Origin of the sequence: Kribbella sp. CCNWLW201, assembly GCF_037203805.1 — a bacterium.
Taxonomy (GTDB): domain Bacteria; phylum Actinomycetota; class Actinomycetes; order Propionibacteriales; family Kribbellaceae; genus Kribbella.
Window position 1 is genome coordinate 374,652 of record NZ_JBBCBQ010000006.1, and the last position, 17,170, is coordinate 391,821.

The window sequence follows — 17,170 nt, forward strand, 5'->3', positions numbered from 1 at the left end:
GGCCAGCGTACTCAACCAACCCGACGGGAGATCGTGAATTTGGTCGAGCGGATCGCACCGGTTCTGGTGTTCTTGGTCGCAGTGACCGTCATCGCCGAGCTGGCCGACGAGGCGAAAGTTTTCGACGTCACCGCGCGTGAGGCCGCTCACCTGGCCCGCGGACGGGTCTGGCGGCTCTGGCTGCTCGTGGTCGCGCTCGCCACCGGGCTGACGATCGTCCTGTCTCTGGACACCTGCGCAGTGCTGCTGACCCCGGTCGTGCTCGCGATGGCGCGGCAGCTCGACATCCCGCCGAAACTGTTCGCGTTCACCACCGTCTGGCTGGCCGGCACCGCCTCATTGCTGCTCCCGGTCTCGAACCTCACCAACCTGCTCGCCTTGCACCAGTTCCGCAGCCTCGACGCCAGCTTCATCGCGGTCAGCCGGCGACCGGCGATCGCCTCGATCCTGATCACGGTCGGCGTGCTGGCAGTTCTGTTCCATCGCGATCTGCGCCGGACGTACGTCGTACCGCCGACTCCTCACGTGGACGACAAGGTGCTGTTCTGGGGCTCGGCGGCGGTGTGCGTGCTGCTCGGACCCGCGTTCGTCTCAGGGATCGACGTGGCCTGGCCGGCCGCTGTGGGCGCGATCCTGCTGACAGCGTTGTTCGCGGTCCGGCGGCGGAGCGCGCTGCGGTGGTCTCTGATCCCGGCGAAGCTGGTCGTGACCGTCGTCGGGCTGTTCCTCGTTGTCGGTTTTCTGTCCGATCACGGTCTCCAGACCATTCTCAGCCGGATCGCGGGCGCGTCCTCCGAGCTGCGGTTGAGCGCCACCGCGGCACTCGGCGCGAACCTGGCCGACAACCTCCCGGCGTACCTGGCGATGGAACCGGTCGCTTCGAGCGACCCACACCGCATGATGGCGCTCCTGATCGGCGTGAACTGCGGCTGTCTGCTCACCCTCTGGGGCTCCCTCGCCACCCTGCTGTGGCGCGATCGCTGCGACGCCGCTCGGGTCGACATCTCCTGGTGGTCGTTCCTCTGGCGCGGCCTGATCCTGACACCGCTCGTCGTGGCGGGATCCGTCCTCGCGCTGGGTGGGTAATGTGCGCAGCATGGCTACGGAGCAGAGCACTTCGGACGTCACGCGCGAGTTCCGGGAAGCACGGGACTTCCTGGTGGCCCACCGGGAGGACTACGAGACGGCGTACCGGGACTTCAACTGGCCGCAGTTCGACCGGTTCAACTGGGCGCGGGACTGGTTCGACGCGCTCGCGGTCGAGCAGCCCGAGGTCGCGGCGCTGACCATCGTCGAGGAGGACGGCGAGGTCAACGCCCGGACGTACGCGGAGATGGCCGAGCGATCCCGTCAGGTGGCCGGCTGGCTCACCGAGGCCGGGCTGCAACCGGGTGACCGGGTCCTGATCGTGCTCGGCAACACGGTGCCGCTGTGGGAGACGATGCTCGGCTGTATCCGGGCCGGCGCGGTGATGATCCCCGCGACCACGCTGCTCACCGACGCCGACCTCGCGGACCGGATCGAACGCGGCGGCGTACGGGCCGTGGTCACCGGCAGCGCGGACACCGGCAGGTACGCCGGTATCGCCGACCACTGCATCCGCGTCGCCGTCGGCTCGCCAGTTGAGGGTTGGCTCGATTTCGACGAGTCGGCGTCGTATGACGGTCCAGTGCCTGAGGTCGACACGGCAGCGGACGACTCATTGCTCCTCTACTTCACCTCCGGTACGACGAGCCAGCCGAAGCTGGTCGAGCACACGCACGTCAGCTACCCCGTCGGTCACCTGTCGACCATGTACTGGATCGGTCTCCAGCCCGGCGACGTCCACCTCAACGTCTCGTCCCCCGGTTGGGCCAAGCACTCGTGGAGCAACGTGTTCGCCCCGTGGAACGCGGGCGCGACCGTCTTCCTCTACAACTACACGCGCTTCGACGCCGAGAAGATGCTGCAGGTCCTTCAGACGTACGGCGTGACCACCTTCTGCGCGCCGCCGACGGTCTGGCGGATGCTCATCCAGGCCGATCTGTCCGCGGTGAAGGTGCAGATCCGCGAATGCATCTCGGCCGGTGAGCCGCTGAACCCCGAGGTGATCGAGCAGGTCCGCAATGCGTGGGGCATCACCATCCGGGACGGGTACGGGCAGACCGAGACGACCGCCCAGATCGGCAATTCCCCCGGCCAACCGGTGAAACTCGGCTCGATGGGCCGCCCGCTGCCCGGCTACTCGATCGTGCTGATCGACCCGTCGACCGACGACATCGGCGACGACGGCGAGATCTGCATCGAGCTGGCGCCGGCGCCCGTCCCGCTGATGCGCGGGTACCGCGACGCCCGTGAGCTGACCGACGAGGTCATGCGCGGTGGTCACTACCACACCGGCGACGTCGCGAGCCGTGACGAGGACGGCTACATCACGTACGTCGGCCGCTCCGACGACGTGTTCAAGGCCAGCGACTACCGCATCTCCCCGTTCGAGCTGGAGTCGGTGCTGATCGAGCATCCAGCGGTAGCCGAGGCGGCCGTCGTGCCGTCACCGGACCCGGTCCGGCTCGCGGTGCCGAAGGCGTACGTCGTACTGGCCGCGGGACGTGAGCCGTCGCGCGAGCTGGCCGGCGAGATCCTGGCGTTCTGCCGGGAGCACCTGGCGCCGTACAAGCGGATCCGGCGGATCGAGTTCGCGGAGCTGCCGAAGACCATCTCGGGCAAGATCCGCCGAGTCGAACTGCGCGAGGACGAGGCGGCCAGAACCGAGCGGGGCGAGCACGCCTATGACGAAGCAGACTTCAAAGAAGGGTGAGTCAAGCCGCTGGGCCCGGTGACCTGCGTGCTGAAATGGGCGGATGTCTTTTGACACCGGGCTAGGGCTTGCGGCGATCGTCGTCCTGCCGCTACTGATCGCGATCGGTGTCGGTGCGTCCCGGTATGCCGGTCTGCGGCATGACAAAGGCATCGTCACGGCCGCGCTGCGTGCTGTCGTGCAGCTCACCGCGGTGGGTCTCGTGGTCGGCGCGGCGCTCCAGCACACGCTCGGGGCGATCGCCTTCGTGCTGGTGATGTTCGTCGTGGCCACCTTCACCAGCACTCGGCGGATCCGCTCGACGGCGGTGATTCCCCGGCAGTGGGCGTACTGCGCGATTGCGATCGGCTCCGGTGCGTTCGTCGTACTGCTGCTGCTCATCCTGCCCGGAGTGGTGCCGCGGAACCCAGCCACGATCCTGCCGATGGGCGGCATCATCATCGGCGGGACCATGACCGCCACCACACTGGCCGGCCGGCGGGTGCTGAGCGAGTACGGGACCAGGTACGGCGAGTTCGAGGCCGGACTCACGATCGGGCTGCTGCCGCGCGACGCGTTCAAACTCGTGGTCGGGCCGGTCGCCGGTGACGCGCTGCTGCCCGCACTCGATCAGACCCGGACAGTCGGCCTCGTCTCGCTCCCCGGAGCGTTCGTCGGCATGGTCCTCGGCGGAGCCTCGCCCACCGAGGCCGCCGCACTCCAACTGGTGGTCCTGATCGGCCTCGTCGCCGCCCAGTCGCTGGCCATCCTGACCATCACGGAGTTGCTAGCCCGCTCGCCCCTGCCCGACGGGCGTACGGTTTCCTCATGAGTGATGACAAGAGCCTGTTCAGCCGGATCGACGAGTTGGTCGCCGAGGAGCACGAGCTGCGTACCAAGCACGCCGCCGGACAGGTCGCCGACGAGGACGAGCGAGCCCGCCTGCAGGCGCTCGAGGTCGAGCTCGACCAGTGCTGGGACCTGCTCCGGCAACGCCGCGCCAAGCGTGAGTTCGGCGAGAACCCCGACGACGCCCAGCCCCGGTCCGCCGGCACCGTCGAGGGCTACCTGGGCTAGAAGCCCCGGAGCTTGTCCGGGGTGATGCGGATGAGCACGGAGTAGTCGGCGTGGAACTGGTCGTTCGTCATGCCGAGGCGGGCGATGTCGTCGGCGTACTTGTCGTTGTACGCCGACAGCTCGCCACCGCTGATCGGGTTGTCGTCGATGACCGCCGTACCGGAGATGACGCCGACGTCGCCGCCGGTGTGGGTGGCGTTGAAGTTGAGCGCCACCCGCGGGTTGGCGCCGACGTTGTGCAGCTTGGCCTTGTCCGGCTGACTGCAGATCAGCAGCTGGTCGTCGTACCAGAGGAACCAGACCGGGTTCGGCGCCGGCATTCCGGACTTGCCGACGGTGGTCAGCCACACAACGCGCTCGTCGTCCAGCTGCCGCGTGATCCGCTTGCCGAAATCGGTGGACGTGTCGATCGAGATCATCAGAGCCCTTCGTCAGTCACCAGGACCCAGGCGCCCCCACTCGATCGCCGGGCAGCGGTTCATCACCATGGTCAGCCCCGCGGCCGTCGTACGCGTGTAGGCCTCCGGATCCACTACATCCAGCTGGAACCACACCGCCTTCGCGTTGATTCCCACCGCCTGGTCCGCGATGGCGCCGGCCAGCTCGGACCGGACGAACACGTCCACGCAGTCCACCGGGAACGGGATCTCGGCGAGCGTCGCGTATCCCTGCTCGCCGTGCACTGTCTCGGCCGACGGATGCACCGGCACGATCCGCTTACCGTGCCCCTGCAGGAACCGCGCCACGCCGTACGCGGCCCGGCTGGTGTTGTTCGACAGCCCGACCACGGCCCACGTCTGGCAGTCGGCGAGGATCTTCCGGATGTCACTGTCCATGCGTCGATCCTCCCTCGCCGCGCAAGGATTCAACCGCGCAGATACGTCAGTACTGCGCTCACCCGCCGATCGAGCCCGTCGTCCAGCCGGAGCTTGGCGAAGATGTTGCCGACATGCTTGCGTACGGCGGCCTCACTGACGACCAACTGCTCGGCGATCGAGGCGTTCACCCGGCCCTCCGCCATCAGCGCGAGCACCTCCAGCTCGCGCGGCGTGAGCGCCGACAGCGGCCCGTCGTTCCGCCGCCGCGCCAGTAGCTGCCGAACCACTTCCGGGTCCACCACGGTCCCGCCGTCCGCGACCCGGTCGAGCGACTCGAGGAACTCCGCGACATGCCCGACCCGGTCCTTCAGCAGGTACCCGATCCCGCCGGTCGTTGTCTCGAGCAACGACGAGAGGTAGGCGTCGGCGACGTACTGGGACAGCACCAGGATCCCGATCGACGGCAGCTCGGCCCGGATCGCGGCCGCCGCCCGCAGTCCTTCGTCACTGTGCCCGGGCGGCATCCGTACGTCGGTGATCACGATGTCCGGCGGTTCCTTGCGCACGACGGCCAGCAGCGTGTCCCCGTCACCGACAGCGTCCCGTACTTCGTGGCCGGCGCGGTCCAGGATGCTGGCCAGGCCCTCACGCAGCAGCAGTGAGTCTTCGGCCAGCACGATGCTCAGTCGCCGAGTCGGCACGGGCACTCCATCCTCAGTCGAGTCGGCCCACCGGGTGGGCTGTCGATGTCGAGTGTGCCTCCCAAGGCGTCCAACCGGGTCACCAACCCGGTGAGTCCGGTCCCCGCACCCGTCCGAGCACCGCCGACGCCGTCATCGGTGATCGTAATGATCAGGCGGTCACGCTCGACCCACCCGCTCACGTCGCAACTGGTCGCCTGTGCGTGCTTGGCGACATTCGACAGCGCCTCACTGACGACGAAGTACGCCGCCGCCTCGATCGGCGGCGGCAGACGCGACGGCAGCGTCATCTGAACCCGCACCGGCAGCGGACTCCGGTCCGCCACCTCCAGTACGGCGGCCTCCAGCCCATGGTCGACGAGCACGCGCGGGTGGATCCCCCGGACTGCTTCCCGCAAGTCCGCCAGCGCCGCCTCGGCCTCACCGTGCGCCTTCACGACCAGCCGCTTGCCTTCGCCGTCGGGTAGGTCCAGCTCGGCCAGACCGAGCGTCATGGTGAGGCCGACCAACCGCTGCTGTACGCCGTCGTGCAGGTGCCGCTCGATTCGCGCCCGCTCGGTCTCGAACGCATCCACCAGATCGAGCCGGGACCGGCGCAGCTCGGCCAGGTTCCGCTGCAGTTCATCGTGCCGCGGACCCAGCATCGCCTTCGTCAATGCCGCCTCAGCTCCGGCGAGAACGCCGAGGAGGTAGGAGCTGACCGCGTAGAACGGTGGCGTGAAGCACAGCAGGAAGATGAACCCCTCCTGCGCGCTGTCCAGGATCCAGGGCCCCATACCCATCTGGTCGCCGTCAGCGATCACCGGCGCAGCCAGTGTGGTGAGGAGGATGGTCACGCTGAGGCCGGCGAACAGAGCACTCAGCGGCCAGATGAACACGCCCAGCACGAACCCGTACCCGAGCGCCCGCAGCGACGCCTGCTCGCGCCGCCGGAACTTCAGCTTCTCCCGCCGGGACAGCGACTCCGGCATCTTCGCGTGCGGGCTGCTGATCCCGTCGATCAGCACGAGACCGGCCCGCCACCGCTCCACTCGCCCGATCACCACCCCGATCAGCGGGAACATCGTGATCATCACGACCCCGATCAGGATCGGGCTCAACAGCGCGCAGGCAGCCGCTAGCCCACCCAGTACGCCGATGGTCACCAGACCCACCGGCACCGAGCTGAGCAGGTACGCGTAGCTGCGCCACGGCCAGGACGACACGAGGAAGCGCGGCGACGCCATCGCCGCCCAGGTCGTCATAGGTCTGTCCACGTCGACAACCCTAGATCCCGGCCAGCCCGGTGGACGGTAGCGTGCGCGCTACTCCAGGTCTCCTCTGTGGGCCAGGGTGGAAACAGGCGGTCACCGGTTGTCTGGTGTTATGACCGCTACCGCACCGACGTACCCAGCCGTCGTACCGACTGAAGCTCCGGCGCTGCTGCTGGACGGCATCACCAAGACCTACCGGTCCAAGGCCGGTGCGGTCGACGCGCTGCGAGGCGTGACGTACCACTTCCACCGAGGCTCGTTCACGGCCGTCATGGGCCCGTCCGGCTCCGGCAAGTCCACGCTGCTGCAATGTGCGGCCGGACTCGACCAGCCCACCGACGGCACCGTCGTACTCGGTGGGGTGAACCTGCGTCGACTCAACGAGGTCGCGCTCACCAAGCTGCGTCGGGAGGAGATGGGGTTCGTCTTCCAGGCTTACAACCTGCTGCCGTCCCTCACCGTCTACGACAACGTCGCACTCCCCCTGCGGTTGACCGGTCGCCGCCCGAGCCGGAACGACGTACATCGGGTGCTGGAGCAGGTCGGGTTGGAGGGCAAGGCCAAGCGGCGGCCCGCGGAACTGTCCGGTGGACAGCAGCAGCGGGTCGCGATCGCGCGGGCGCTGATCACCCGGCCGTCGGTGTTCTTCGCCGACGAACCGACCGGAGCGCTGGACAGCGGGACCAGCCGGCAAGTGCTGTCTCTGTTGCGTGAGGCAACCGACCGGGCAGGTCAGACCGTGGTGATGGTCACCCACGACCCGGTCGCGGCCGCGTACGCCGAGCGGGTGCTGTTCCTGTCCGACGGCCTGATCGCAGGTCACCTCGACCGCGGTACGCCGGCCCAGATCGCCGCGGCCATGAGTTCGTTGGAGCGATGATGTTCTACCTCAGCCGCCAGACAGTCGGCCGCAACCGTTCGTTGTACGCCGGCTCGTTCATCGCGCTGGCGGTCGGCGTGTTCCTGCTCGGCCTCGCCGCCACCGCCACGGCCGCCACCATCGCCTACCGCGGCCCGCTCGCCGAGAGCATCACCGTCACCACGCTCGGCGGTGACGACACCGCACCGACGCAGGTCCGCCTCCCGCTGTCCGGCGCGGACGCGTCCGGACTCCAGGTCGTCCTCAGCCTGGTCGCCACGATCAGCGGGTTCATCACGATCTTCGTCATCGCCAGCACCTTCGCCTTCGCAGTCGCGTCGCGGCGCCAGGAACTCGGACTGCTCCGCCTCATCGGCGCCACACCTTCGCAGGTACGGCGGATGGTCCTCGGCGAAGCGTTCGTCGTCGCACTCGCGGCCGCGCTGACCGGGGCGGTGCTCGCCCAGTTGGCGACTCCGCTGCTGCTCAGCAAGGCGTCGTACACCGATCTTGCGCCGGTGAAGCTCGAGCCGGCCTCGCCGTGGGTGCCGCTGGCGATCGCGGTCTGTGCCGGGCTGGTGGTGGCGATGCTCGGTGCACGGTCGGCGGCGCGTCGTGCCGGGCGGGTCGGGCCGATCGACGCGCTGCGGGAGGCCGCGCTGGAGCCGCCGCGAATCGGTCCGGTGCGGATCGTCTTCGGGCTGCTCTTCCTCGCCGGGTCAATCACTCTGCTGGCGCTGATCCGGCCGTCGACCGGCGAGGGCGTGATGCCGCTGGCGATGTTCACGCCGATGTTGCTCGTGATCTCGCTGACCCTGCTCGCGCCGCTGGTCGTGCCGTGGATCGCCCGACTCTGGGCGGTACCGCTCACCGAGTGGACCAAGGTGTCGGGCTTGCTCGCGCGCAGCAATGTCGTCGCCGCTCCCCGTCGCAGCGCGTCGCTCGCGGCCCCGATCCTGGCGATCTCGGCGATCGCCGGGTCGATGGTGCTCAGCCTCAGCTTCGCCGCCGACAGCGCCGAGGCCGCCATCCGTGACACCGTCCGCGCCCCGATCGTGGTCACCGGTCCCGACGCCGTCGGCTCGGCGCCAGGGGTCGGCGTAGTCGATGCCGGACTGCCGCTCCAGATGGTGCGGATCGGTCAGGACTATGCCGAACTCGAGGACGCCGAGGGCATCGACCCGGCGATCGCCACCCGGACCCGCGACCTGACCGCGCTCTCCGGGGACATCGGCCGGCTCACCGGCAACACTGTTGTCATCGGCAAAGAGATGTCCGGGTTCGAGGGCTACCGGGTCGGAGACGAGATCCCGGTGACGTTCCTGGACCGGACCGAGGTCAAGCTGAAGGTCGTCGCGATCGTCAAGGACGCGTTCGGCGTGAACCCGTCGTTCCTCATCCCGCTCGAGCTGGCCCGCAAACACGCTCCGACGGCACAGCCGGACCGCCAGTTCGTCTTGCCCGCCGATGGCGTTGACCCTGCGACCTTGGTGACCCAGCTGCCGAACGCCGTACCGGCGACTCAGTGGGAGGCGGAACAGGCCCAGGGCGTCCGGGAGGGCAACCGGTTCGGACTGATCCTGCTGCTCGGGCCGGCCGCGCTCTACAGTGCGATCGCGATCGCCAACACCCTGCTGATGGGCAGTCTGCAGCGGCGGCACGAGTTCATCACCTCGCGGCTGCTCGGAGCCACGCCGGCGCAGATCCGCCGGATGGTGCTGTGGGAGGCGTCCCTGGTCGGCGCGGTCGCCCTCAGCCTCGGTACGGCGATCACAGTCACGGTCGGGGTCTTGATCCGGCGGGCCATGAACGACGGGCTGACCGATGTCCCCGTGACCGTGCCGTGGGGTGTGCTGCTGGGTATCGGAGGAATCTGTCTGACCCTGGCGGTAGGGTCCGCTCTGGCCCCGACGTCGTACATCCTGCGCCGGTCGCAACCGTCCGCAGCGGTGGACTAGACCGGTTGTGGTGACGGTTCGGCATGGATGGCGGGTCGTGGCCGGGCAAACTGCCGTTGACCAGGGACAATGGGCACGGCGCCGGACCGTCGCGGCGCCGTACCGGTTTGATCGAGGAGTTCGTAGACCCGCATGGCACGCCGTACCAGCACCACCGCCGAGCCCGAGGACTTCGAGGAGCACATCCTCGACGTCGACGTCTCCGACGAGATGCGTACCAGCTATCTGGAGTACGCCTACTCGGTGATCTACTCCCGGGCGCTGCCCGACGCCCGGGACGGACTGAAACCGGTCCAGCGGCGGATCCTGTTCTCGATGGCGGAGAACAACATCCGCCCCGACCGCGCGCACGTGAAGTCGGCCCGTGTGGTCGGTGAAGTGATGGGTAAGTACCACCCGCACGGTGACGGCGCGATCTACGACGCCCTGGTCCGGACCGCGCAGCCCTGGTCGATGCGGGTCCCGCTGATCGACGGCCACGGGAACTTCGGCTCCCTCGACGACGGCCCCGCCGCGATGCGGTACACCGAGTGCCGGATGGCGCCGTCCGCGATCGCGATGACCCAGGGCCTGGACGAGAACGTCGTCGACTTCCGGCCGAACTACGACGGCCAGGAGCAGGAGCCGTCGGTGCTGCCGGCCGCGTTCCCGAACCTGCTGGTCAACGGCGCCGCCGGGATCGCGGTCGGGATGGCCACCAACATGGCCCCGCACAACCTGGTCGAGGTGATCCAGGCGCTGCGGCACCTGATCAAGACCCCGACCGCGGACCTTGACGACCTGATGCGGTTCGTGCCCGGCCCGGACCTGCCGACCGGCGGCAAGATCGTCGGCCTGGACGGCATCAAGGACGCCTACGCCACCGGTCGCGGCAGCTTCAAGATGCGCGCCACCGCCCGGATCGAGAACGTCACCCCGCGGCGCAAGGGCATCGTGATCACCGAACTGCCGTACTCGGTCGGTCCGGAGAAGGTGATCGAGAAGATCAAGACCCTGGTCCAGTCGAAGAAGCTGCAGGGCATCGCCGACGTCAAGGACCTGACCGACCGCAGCCACGGCACCCAGCTGGTGATCGAGGTCAAGAACGGTTTCGTCCCCGAGGCGCTGCTGGAGCAGCTGTACAAGCTGACCCCGCTCGAGGACGCGTTCCACGTCAACAATGTCTGCCTGGTCGACGGCCAGCCGCGCACCCTGGGCCTGAAGGAACTCCTCGAGGTCTACCTCAGCCACCGGTACGACGTCGTCCGCCGGCGCAGCGAGTTCCGCCGGACGAAGGCCCAGGACCGGCTGCACATCGTCGACGGCCTGCTGATCGCGATCCTGGACATCGACGAGGTCATCCAGATCATCCGCAGCAGCGATGACGCCGCCGCCGCCCGCGCCCGGCTGATGGAGATCTACGACCTGACCGAGGTGCAGACCAACTACATCCTCGACATGCCGCTGCGCCGGCTGACCAAGTTCTCCAAGCTCGAGCTCGAGACCGAGAAGGGTGAGCTGGAGCGCGAGATCGAGCGGCTGACCGCGATCCTCGAGGACGAGAACCTGCTCCGCAAGACGGTGTCGGAGGAGCTGGCCGAGGTCGCCAAGACCTACGGCACGCCGCGGCGGACCGTGCTGCTGGAGTCGTCCGGCGCGACCAAGACCGCGGCCGTGCCGCTCGAGGTCTCCGACGACCCGTGCTGGGTGCTGATGAGCTCGACCGGATTGCTCGCCCGGACGAACGGTGTGGAGCCGTTCGGCACCGGCGACACCCGGGCCAAGCACGACGCGATCGTGTCCGCGGTGAAGAGCACCGCCCGCGGTCAGTACGGGCTGATCACGAGCGCCGGCCGGTTGATCCGGCTCGAGTCGCTCGACCTTCCCGCCGTACCGACGACTGCCAACGCGCCGAACCTGCAGGGTGGTGCGCCGGTGGCGGAGTTCGTGTCGCTGGAGCCTGGTGAGAAGGCGCTCGCGCTGACCACGATGGATCCCGACTCGATCGGTGTGGCCTTGGGCACGACGGGTGGCGTGGTGAAGCGGGTCGTGCCGGACCACCTGAGCAACCGCGACGCGTGGGAGATCGTCCGGCTGAACGACGGTGACGAGGTCATCGGCGCGGTCGAGCTGACCACCGGCGACGAGGAGTTGTGCTTCATCACGTCCGACGCGCAACTGCTGCACTTCCCGGCGTCGGCGGTGCGTCCGCAGGGCCGGACGGCGGGCGGTATGGCCGGCGTCCGGCTGGCCAAGGACGCGAAGGTCGTGTTCTTCGGTGCCGTCGACACCAACCGCGAGGCGCAGGTCGTCACCGTCGCGGGCTCGTCGTCGGCGCTGCCGGGGACCGAGGTCGGTGCGGTGAAGGTGACGCCGTTCAGCGAGTACCCGGGCAAGGGCCGCGGCACCGGTGGTGTGCGCTGCCAACGGCTGCTCAAGGGCGAGGACGGGCTGCTGCTCGGATTCGTCGGTGCGGCCCCGGTCCGGGCGAGCGCGAACAGCGGCGCCCCGGTGGAACTGCCGCCGATCGACCCGCGGCGCGACGGCTCCGGCGTGCCGGTGGCCCAACCCATCGCCGCAATCGCTCCCGACCTGGCAGGCTGACCCCCATGAAGAGACTGCTCGCGCTCGGCGCGGTGCTGGTACTGGCGCTGGCGGGCTGCAGCGACGACAAGAAGGACTCCGACGGCGGCAACGGTCAGACGAGTGACGATCCGGTCGCGCTGCTGACGGCTGCCAAGAAGACCATCGACGAGGCGGCCAGCGTGCACATCGTGCTGACCGGCCGGGACCTGCCGGAGAACGCGCAGACCCTGTCCGCAGGTGACGGCGTCGCGACGCACGCCCCGGCGTTCAAGGGCAAGCTGACCGTGCGCACGGCCGGCTCGCCGATCGACGCCGAGGTGGTCGCGGTCGGCAGCAAGGTCTACGCGAAGCTGCCGTTCACGACGAACTTCATCGAGCTGCCGCCGGCCCAACTGGCCGGCCTCGGCGCACCGGACCCGGCGATCCTGCTCGACCCGGCCAAAGGCCTGACCGCGGTGCTGCCGACGCTCAAGGACCCGAAAATCAAGGGCGAGACCCGCGACGGCGCCAAGGTGCTGACCGAGATCACCGGCGCGGTCCAGGGCAAGTCGTTGCAGGGCATCTTCCCGAAGGCCCCGGCCGACCAGGACTTCCCGAGCACCTTCAAGATCGACAAGGACTCCAAGCAGTTGGTGTCGGCAACGATCACCGGCCCGTTCTACGACGGCGCCACCAGCAGCTACGACGTCACCCTGGACAGGTACGGCGAACAGGTCGAAATCACCAAGCCGTGACCAACAACCCGCCGAAGGTGTACCGAACGCGCCGGCGAGTCCTGCAGCGCTGCCCGGTGGACGACGAGATCGACGACCTGGCCCAGTCGTACGGCTGGCCGGTGGTGTACGACGCCGATCGCGACTTCGACCGAGGGCGCGGCCGCGAGGTCAACTGGGGCGTCACCAGCGACTCCGTGCTCGGCTACCTCGAGAGCCACATCTCCAACGATTGCTGCCTGGTCGGGGTCGGGAAGGATCCCGGCCAGGCCGAGGAGATCATCGCGCGCGTCGAGGCCGACCTGGCCGGCGAGATCGAGAGCGTCGACGGATTGCTGGCCGTCCTCCAGGACGAGGACGATCCCCGGCTCCTGGCCCGCGGTCTGGTCCGGGCGGGCTTCGGCGCGCCGCGGGAGTTCGACCGGGTGTTCTTCGACGCGTTCGCCGCGGCCGCGTGTCACCATCCGGTGTACCAGGTCCGCGACATCGCGATCTCCTCGATGGTCTATATCGAGTGGCCCGAGTTCGCGCCGTTGCTGGAGCGGATCAAGGCCGAAGAGCCGGACGAACAGGTACGCGCCCGGGCGACGATGGTGCACTCCGCCTATCAGGCTGCCGGGCTGTCGTGAGCAGTACGGCGTTGCGTCCGCGGACACAGTTGACGCTTGCCTCGATTGCGGTGGCGTTTGCGGCTGCTGACACGTATGTCGTCGTACTGGCTCTGCCGGACATGATGTCCGGGGTCGGGTTGTCCGCGGACGAGTTGCAGCGGGCGGCGCCGATCATCTCCGGGTTCCTGCTCGGGTACATCGCCGTACTGCCGTTGATCGGGCGGGTCGCCGATGTCGTCGGTCGTACGCCGGTTCTGATCGGGGCGTTGCTGCTGTTCGCGGTGGGGTCGCTGATCACGGCCGGTGCGTATGACCTTTCCCTGGTGGTGACCGGGCGGTTCCTGCAGGGCGTGGGCGGTGGTGGGCTCGTGCCTGCCACGTTGGCGTTGGTGGCTGATTTGTGGCCGGCTGACCGGCGTGGCTTGCCGCTGGGTGTGGTCGGTGCGGTGCAGGAACTCGGGTCAGTGCTGGGGCCGTTGCTTGGCGCTCTCGTGCTTGCGGTGGCGGACTGGCGATACATCTTCTGGCTCAATCTCGTCGTCGCGCTCGTGCTTGCGGTGCTGCTGCGCGGTCTCCGTCCACCGCCACTGTCCGCGGCCGTTGGGTTCCTGGCGTGTGTCGCGTTGGGGCTGACTCTGACCGCTCCGGAACGGTTGGCGTCCGGCGTCACGCTTGGCATCCCATTCGTCCCGTTCTCCGGTGACTCGCGTCTGCTGACCCCGATCGGCGTCGTCACCGCGGTACTGCTTCTGCTCTGGATCGCACTCCTGTTCCGCAGGAGCCACGTGAGGTCTTTGGCCGCTCGGGTCGACCTTGTCGGCGCGCTGCTGCTCGGTCTCGCGCTTTCCGGTGTCGTCCTAGCCTTTGCGACGGCCGACCCAGAGCGGGAGTTGATGGCGCCGGCCGGGCCTTGGTTGCTGGTCGGGGCTGCTGTGTTCGCGGTGGCCTTCGCGGTCTGGCAGCGGCGTACGACGCGGGCGATCGTGCCGCGCGGTTTGCTGGGTCCACGGCCTGCCTGGGGTTCGTTGGTGGTCAGCTTCCTTGTCGGGTGTGCGTTGATCGCGGCGCTGGTCGACGTACCGGTGTTCGCGCGCACGACTCAGGGTGGCGGGCAGTTGGCGGCCGCGTTGGTGTTGCTGCGGTTCCTGATCGCGCTGCCGGTCGGTGCGGTGGTTGGCGGCTGGCTGACCCGGCGTTATGGGCTGGGACTCATCACCGGGGTCGGGCTCGCGTTGGCCGGGGCGATGTTCGTGGTGATGGCGTTCTGGGGTCGCGACGCGCTCGATCACTGGCCGGCGAGCGTCGTACTGCTGCTGTGCGGGTTCGGGTTCGGGCTGGCGTTGTCGCCGGTCAACACGGCGATGCTCGGCGCCACTCCCCCGGACAGCCACGGCCTGGTCAGTGCACTCGTCGTGGTCGCCCGGATGGTCGGCATGCTCGTCGGTGTGTCGGCGCTCACCGCGATCGGCCTGCGGCGGTACTTCGCCATCGTCGACGACATCCCGTCACCCAATGAGCTGTGCCCGACAGCGCCGGGTTCGTGCCGTCCGTTCGTCGACGCACTGCGGGACGCGGCCGTTTCACAAGTTCACGCGATTTTCGCCGGAGCCGCCGTTTGCGCGTTCCTGGCCGCCATACTCGCGGTGCTCCTGCTCGGCCGCGGGCGAGTTATGCACAGATGATGGTCACCATGCGAGACCCGGGTCTCCGCTGTCGTACCGTGATCCCGTGACCGCACGACTCGACGCAACCGGCCGGCCAGGCCTGTGCTCGACCTTCTGCCGCGAGCTGCGTGAGCCGCTCGCCGGTACGGCGGTCGTGGCGCGCGGCTGGGTTCTCGTCGAGCAGCCCGGTCCGTGGGGCGCCAAGGCGCCGACGCAGAGCCACCTCGACCCGGAGTTCGGCGGCGCGATCGACGCGGCGTGCAAGAAGGCGGACGTCCGGTTCGGGCTGATCCGCTCCCCCGGACGGCACCCGGACGCGGCCGAACGGATCCACCAGGTGTACGTCGCCTCGACCTCTCCCGGCCGTACTTGGCTGCTCGGCGGTGGTGTCGCCGACCCGGTGGAGCTCGAGCGTCTCGACCTCGAGGCCGTCGGTCGAGGTGATCGGGATGCCGTCATCGAGTCGCTTCCGGCGCTGACCGTGGTCGACGAGCCCGTGCTGCTGGTGTGCACGAACGGCAAGCGGGACGAGTGCTGCGCGCTTCTCGGCCGGCCGCTGGTCACGGCGCTGAGTGCGGTCGCACCCGGCCGGGTCTGGGAGGCGAACCACCTCGGCGGGCACCGGTTCGCGCCGACCGCTACGCTGCTGCCCGCCGGCACGATGCACGGTCACCTGACCGTCGAGACCGCGACCGCGGTGCTGGAGGCCGGCGCTCGTGGTGAGACCGTGCTGACCGGGTTGCGCGGCCGCTCGACCTGGACCAAACGCGGTCAGGCCGCGGAAATCGCCGTACGCCGGCTCATCGGTGAGCTGAAGCTGGACGCCCTCAGTGTCGTGGGCGAAGATCTGGGCGCCGTCGTCGTCGCCCATCGCGACGGGCGGTCCTGGACCGTACCGGTCACCAGCGCTCCCGCCGATCCACCCCGACCGGAGTCCTGCGGAAAGGAGCCGTTCGCCATGTCGATCCTGCATGCCGCAACCCCAATGCCAGGTGACGTCCGATGACCAGTGGCTTCGAGGACCTGCTGGCCGCCAACGCCGACTACGCCTCGGACTTCGCCTACGGCGGGTTCGACGGCATCGCCCACGCCGGGGTCGGCGTGGTCACCTGTATGGACTCACGCATCCCGCCGCTGGAGATGCTCGGGCTGAAGCCGGGTGACGCGAAGGTGCTGCGCAGCGCGGGCGGGCGGGTCACCGAGGTGACCATGACCGGGCTGGTGCTCGGCGTCCAACTGCTCGGCGTCCGCCGGATCATGATCATCCCGCACACCCGCTGCGCGATGGCCGCGATGTCCGAGGACGAGCTGCGCGCCAAGGTCGAGACGGCCGCCGGCCGACCCGCCGGCTACCTCCCGATCCACGTCATCCCCGACCAACTCGAAGCCCTCCGCCGCGACGTCGCCGCCGTCCGCGACCACCCCCTGATCGGCGAGGACATCCTGGTCGGCGGCTTCATGTACGACGTAGACACCGGCCGCCTCACCCAAATCGACTGACGCCCCGCCTAGCCGATCCCGAAGTCGGCCAGCAGCCCTCGTGCTGAGTTGCGGACGGCTTCGTGGGGGTCGTTGGCGGCGAGGTCTTTGAGCAGGCCGAGGGATTCCGGGCTCTCCAGGTACACGGTCGACCATGCGGCGGCGTTGCGGATCTCCGGATCTTCGTCACGGGCAGCGTCCGCGAGCGCCGCGAAGTACTCGGAGTCGAAGTCCTTGCCCATCGCAAGGGCCACCCGCAGCATGGCCCTGATCTTCTCTTGGCCGCGAAGCCGGCTGACCGCGGTCAACAGCTCCTCACGCGTGTACGGCGCGACGCCGATCACGGCCAGGATCCTGCGGCTCAACTCGGCGACATCGTCCGCGTCCTCACCGAACACCTCGAGAGCCGAAGCCCGCGTGGTCAGATCCTCCAGGTACATCACCCACAGCCCCGCCGCGGCACCCCAAAGCCGGTAGCACTGGTACGCCGCGTCCTCTGCGCCGTCGTTGCTCTCGATGACCTGCCACGGGCTGACCCGCGCGATGCGCTCCACACTGGTTCGCGGACTGCCGTCGTAGGGCTCGAGCAGGATCAGCCGGGTGTCCGAATCGCCCCGGTCGACCGATTCGCGGAGCACCATCTTGTTGCGGTGATAGGTCGCAGTCACGAGCCGGAAACCTACCCACCCCCGAGGT

Annotated in this window: 17 protein-coding genes; 12 read left to right on the forward strand and 5 right to left on the reverse strand. The window is 68.8% G+C overall.

Annotated features, from left to right (window positions below; translation table 11 throughout):
- Positions 1-33 precede the first annotated feature (33 nt).
- From V9K99_RS25905 to V9K99_RS25920, 4 genes are read left to right on the forward strand one after another with little or no spacing between them, the layout of a single operon-like run.
- A complete protein-coding gene (locus V9K99_RS25905; RefSeq protein WP_337004737.1) occupies positions 34-1,086 on the forward strand; it encodes an SLC13 family permease in 1,053 nt (350 codons plus the stop codon).
- 10 nt (positions 1,087-1,096) lie between these two features.
- Positions 1,097-2,797: an AMP-binding protein gene (locus V9K99_RS25910; protein WP_337004739.1), complete on the forward strand. Its 1,701-nt coding sequence runs from the start codon at positions 1,097-1,099 to the stop codon at positions 2,795-2,797.
- Positions 2,798-2,840: 43 nt separating this feature from the next.
- Entirely contained in the window at positions 2,841-3,608 is a 768-nt protein-coding gene (locus V9K99_RS25915; RefSeq protein ID WP_337004741.1) for an ABC transporter permease, read from the forward strand.
- Positions 3,605-3,853, forward strand: a complete 249-nt coding sequence (locus V9K99_RS25920) for a DUF2630 family protein (protein ID WP_337004744.1) — start codon at positions 3,605-3,607, stop codon at positions 3,851-3,853. The genes V9K99_RS25915 and V9K99_RS25920 overlap by 4 nt, the downstream gene beginning before the upstream one ends.
- Here the strand turns inward: V9K99_RS25920 and V9K99_RS25925 are convergent.
- The 4 genes from V9K99_RS25925 to V9K99_RS25940 are packed head-to-tail and all read right to left on the reverse strand — an operon-like array spanning position 3,850 to position 6,616.
- Positions 3,850-4,272, reverse strand: coding sequence for a TIGR03667 family PPOX class F420-dependent oxidoreductase (locus tag V9K99_RS25925; RefSeq protein ID WP_337004746.1), 423 nt, complete (start codon positions 4,270-4,272; stop codon positions 3,850-3,852). The genes V9K99_RS25920 and V9K99_RS25925 overlap by 4 nt on opposite strands.
- Positions 4,273-4,284: 12 nt before the next feature.
- Positions 4,285-4,689 carry a CoA-binding protein gene (locus V9K99_RS25930; protein ID WP_337004748.1) on the reverse strand — a complete coding sequence of 135 codons (405 nt, stop codon included), beginning with the start codon at positions 4,687-4,689 and terminating at the stop codon, positions 4,285-4,287.
- A gap of 29 nt (positions 4,690-4,718) precedes the next feature.
- A complete protein-coding gene (locus V9K99_RS25935) occupies positions 4,719-5,372 on the reverse strand; it encodes a response regulator transcription factor (RefSeq protein ID WP_337004750.1) in 654 nt (217 codons plus the stop codon).
- Positions 5,354-6,616, reverse strand: coding sequence for a sensor histidine kinase (locus tag V9K99_RS25940; protein ID WP_337004752.1), 1,263 nt, complete (start codon positions 6,614-6,616; stop codon positions 5,354-5,356). The genes V9K99_RS25935 and V9K99_RS25940 overlap by 19 nt, the downstream gene beginning before the upstream one ends.
- A gap of 121 nt (positions 6,617-6,737) precedes the next feature.
- On the opposite strand from V9K99_RS25940, the gene V9K99_RS25945 reads away from it, so the two are divergent.
- The 8 genes from V9K99_RS25945 (at position 6,738) to V9K99_RS25980 (ending at position 16,495) form a co-directional block, all read left to right on the forward strand.
- A complete protein-coding gene (locus V9K99_RS25945; RefSeq protein ID WP_337004754.1) occupies positions 6,738-7,505 on the forward strand; it encodes an ABC transporter ATP-binding protein in 768 nt (255 codons plus the stop codon).
- Positions 7,502-9,442: an FtsX-like permease family protein gene (locus V9K99_RS25950; protein WP_337004756.1), complete on the forward strand. Its 1,941-nt coding sequence runs from the start codon at positions 7,502-7,504 to the stop codon at positions 9,440-9,442. The genes V9K99_RS25945 and V9K99_RS25950 overlap by 4 nt, the downstream gene beginning before the upstream one ends.
- Positions 9,443-9,652: 210 nt before the next feature.
- Positions 9,653-12,025, forward strand: a complete 2,373-nt coding sequence (locus V9K99_RS25955) for a DNA gyrase/topoisomerase IV subunit A (RefSeq protein WP_443137119.1) — start codon at positions 9,653-9,655, stop codon at positions 12,023-12,025.
- Positions 12,026-12,030: 5 nt separating this feature from the next.
- Entirely contained in the window at positions 12,031-12,741 is a 711-nt protein-coding gene (locus V9K99_RS25960; RefSeq protein WP_337004760.1) for an LppX_LprAFG lipoprotein, read from the forward strand.
- Complete coding sequence (locus V9K99_RS25965; protein WP_337004762.1) at positions 12,738-13,349, forward strand: hypothetical protein; 612 nt, start codon at positions 12,738-12,740, stop codon at positions 13,347-13,349. The genes V9K99_RS25960 and V9K99_RS25965 overlap by 4 nt, the downstream gene beginning before the upstream one ends.
- Positions 13,346-15,013, forward strand: coding sequence for an MFS transporter (locus tag V9K99_RS25970; protein ID WP_337004764.1), 1,668 nt, complete (start codon positions 13,346-13,348; stop codon positions 15,011-15,013). The genes V9K99_RS25965 and V9K99_RS25970 overlap by 4 nt, the downstream gene beginning before the upstream one ends.
- A gap of 46 nt (positions 15,014-15,059) precedes the next feature.
- Complete coding sequence (locus V9K99_RS25975; RefSeq protein ID WP_337004766.1) at positions 15,060-16,001, forward strand: sucrase ferredoxin; 942 nt, start codon at positions 15,060-15,062, stop codon at positions 15,999-16,001.
- Positions 15,998-16,495 carry a beta-class carbonic anhydrase gene (locus V9K99_RS25980; RefSeq protein ID WP_337004768.1) on the forward strand — a complete coding sequence of 166 codons (498 nt, stop codon included), beginning with the start codon at positions 15,998-16,000 and terminating at the stop codon, positions 16,493-16,495. The genes V9K99_RS25975 and V9K99_RS25980 overlap by 4 nt, the downstream gene beginning before the upstream one ends.
- Before the next feature lie 8 nt (positions 16,496-16,503).
- Here the strand turns inward: V9K99_RS25980 and V9K99_RS25985 are convergent, their stop codons facing one another.
- Positions 16,504-17,142 (reverse strand): HEAT repeat domain-containing protein, encoded by a 639-nt coding sequence (locus V9K99_RS25985; protein ID WP_337004770.1) that lies wholly within the window; start codon positions 17,140-17,142, stop codon positions 16,504-16,506.
- Between the last annotated feature and the right edge of the window lie 28 nt (positions 17,143-17,170).

Coding starts and splice junctions, on each gene's coding strand:
- V9K99_RS25910 (WP_337004739.1), top strand. CDS start 1,097: ATGGCTACGGAGCAGAGCACTTCGGACGTCACGCGCGAGTTCCGGGAA.
- V9K99_RS25915 (WP_337004741.1), top strand. CDS start 2,841: ATGTCTTTTGACACCGGGCTAGGGCTTGCGGCGATCGTCGTCCTGCCG.
- V9K99_RS25920 (WP_337004744.1), top strand. CDS start 3,605: ATGAGTGATGACAAGAGCCTGTTCAGCCGGATCGACGAGTTGGTCGCC.
- V9K99_RS25925 (WP_337004746.1), bottom strand. CDS start 4,272: ATGATCTCGATCGACACGTCCACCGATTTCGGCAAGCGGATCACGCGG.
- V9K99_RS25930 (WP_337004748.1), bottom strand. CDS start 4,689: ATGGACAGTGACATCCGGAAGATCCTCGCCGACTGCCAGACGTGGGCC.
- V9K99_RS25940 (WP_337004752.1), bottom strand. CDS start 6,616: ATGACGACCTGGGCGGCGATGGCGTCGCCGCGCTTCCTCGTGTCGTCC.
- V9K99_RS25945 (WP_337004754.1), top strand. CDS start 6,738: ATGACCGCTACCGCACCGACGTACCCAGCCGTCGTACCGACTGAAGCT.
- V9K99_RS25950 (WP_337004756.1), top strand. CDS start 7,502: ATGATGTTCTACCTCAGCCGCCAGACAGTCGGCCGCAACCGTTCGTTG.
- V9K99_RS25955 (WP_443137119.1), top strand. CDS start 9,653: ATGCGTACCAGCTATCTGGAGTACGCCTACTCGGTGATCTACTCCCGG.
- V9K99_RS25960 (WP_337004760.1), top strand. CDS start 12,031: ATGAAGAGACTGCTCGCGCTCGGCGCGGTGCTGGTACTGGCGCTGGCG.
- V9K99_RS25980 (WP_337004768.1), top strand. CDS start 15,998: ATGACCAGTGGCTTCGAGGACCTGCTGGCCGCCAACGCCGACTACGCC.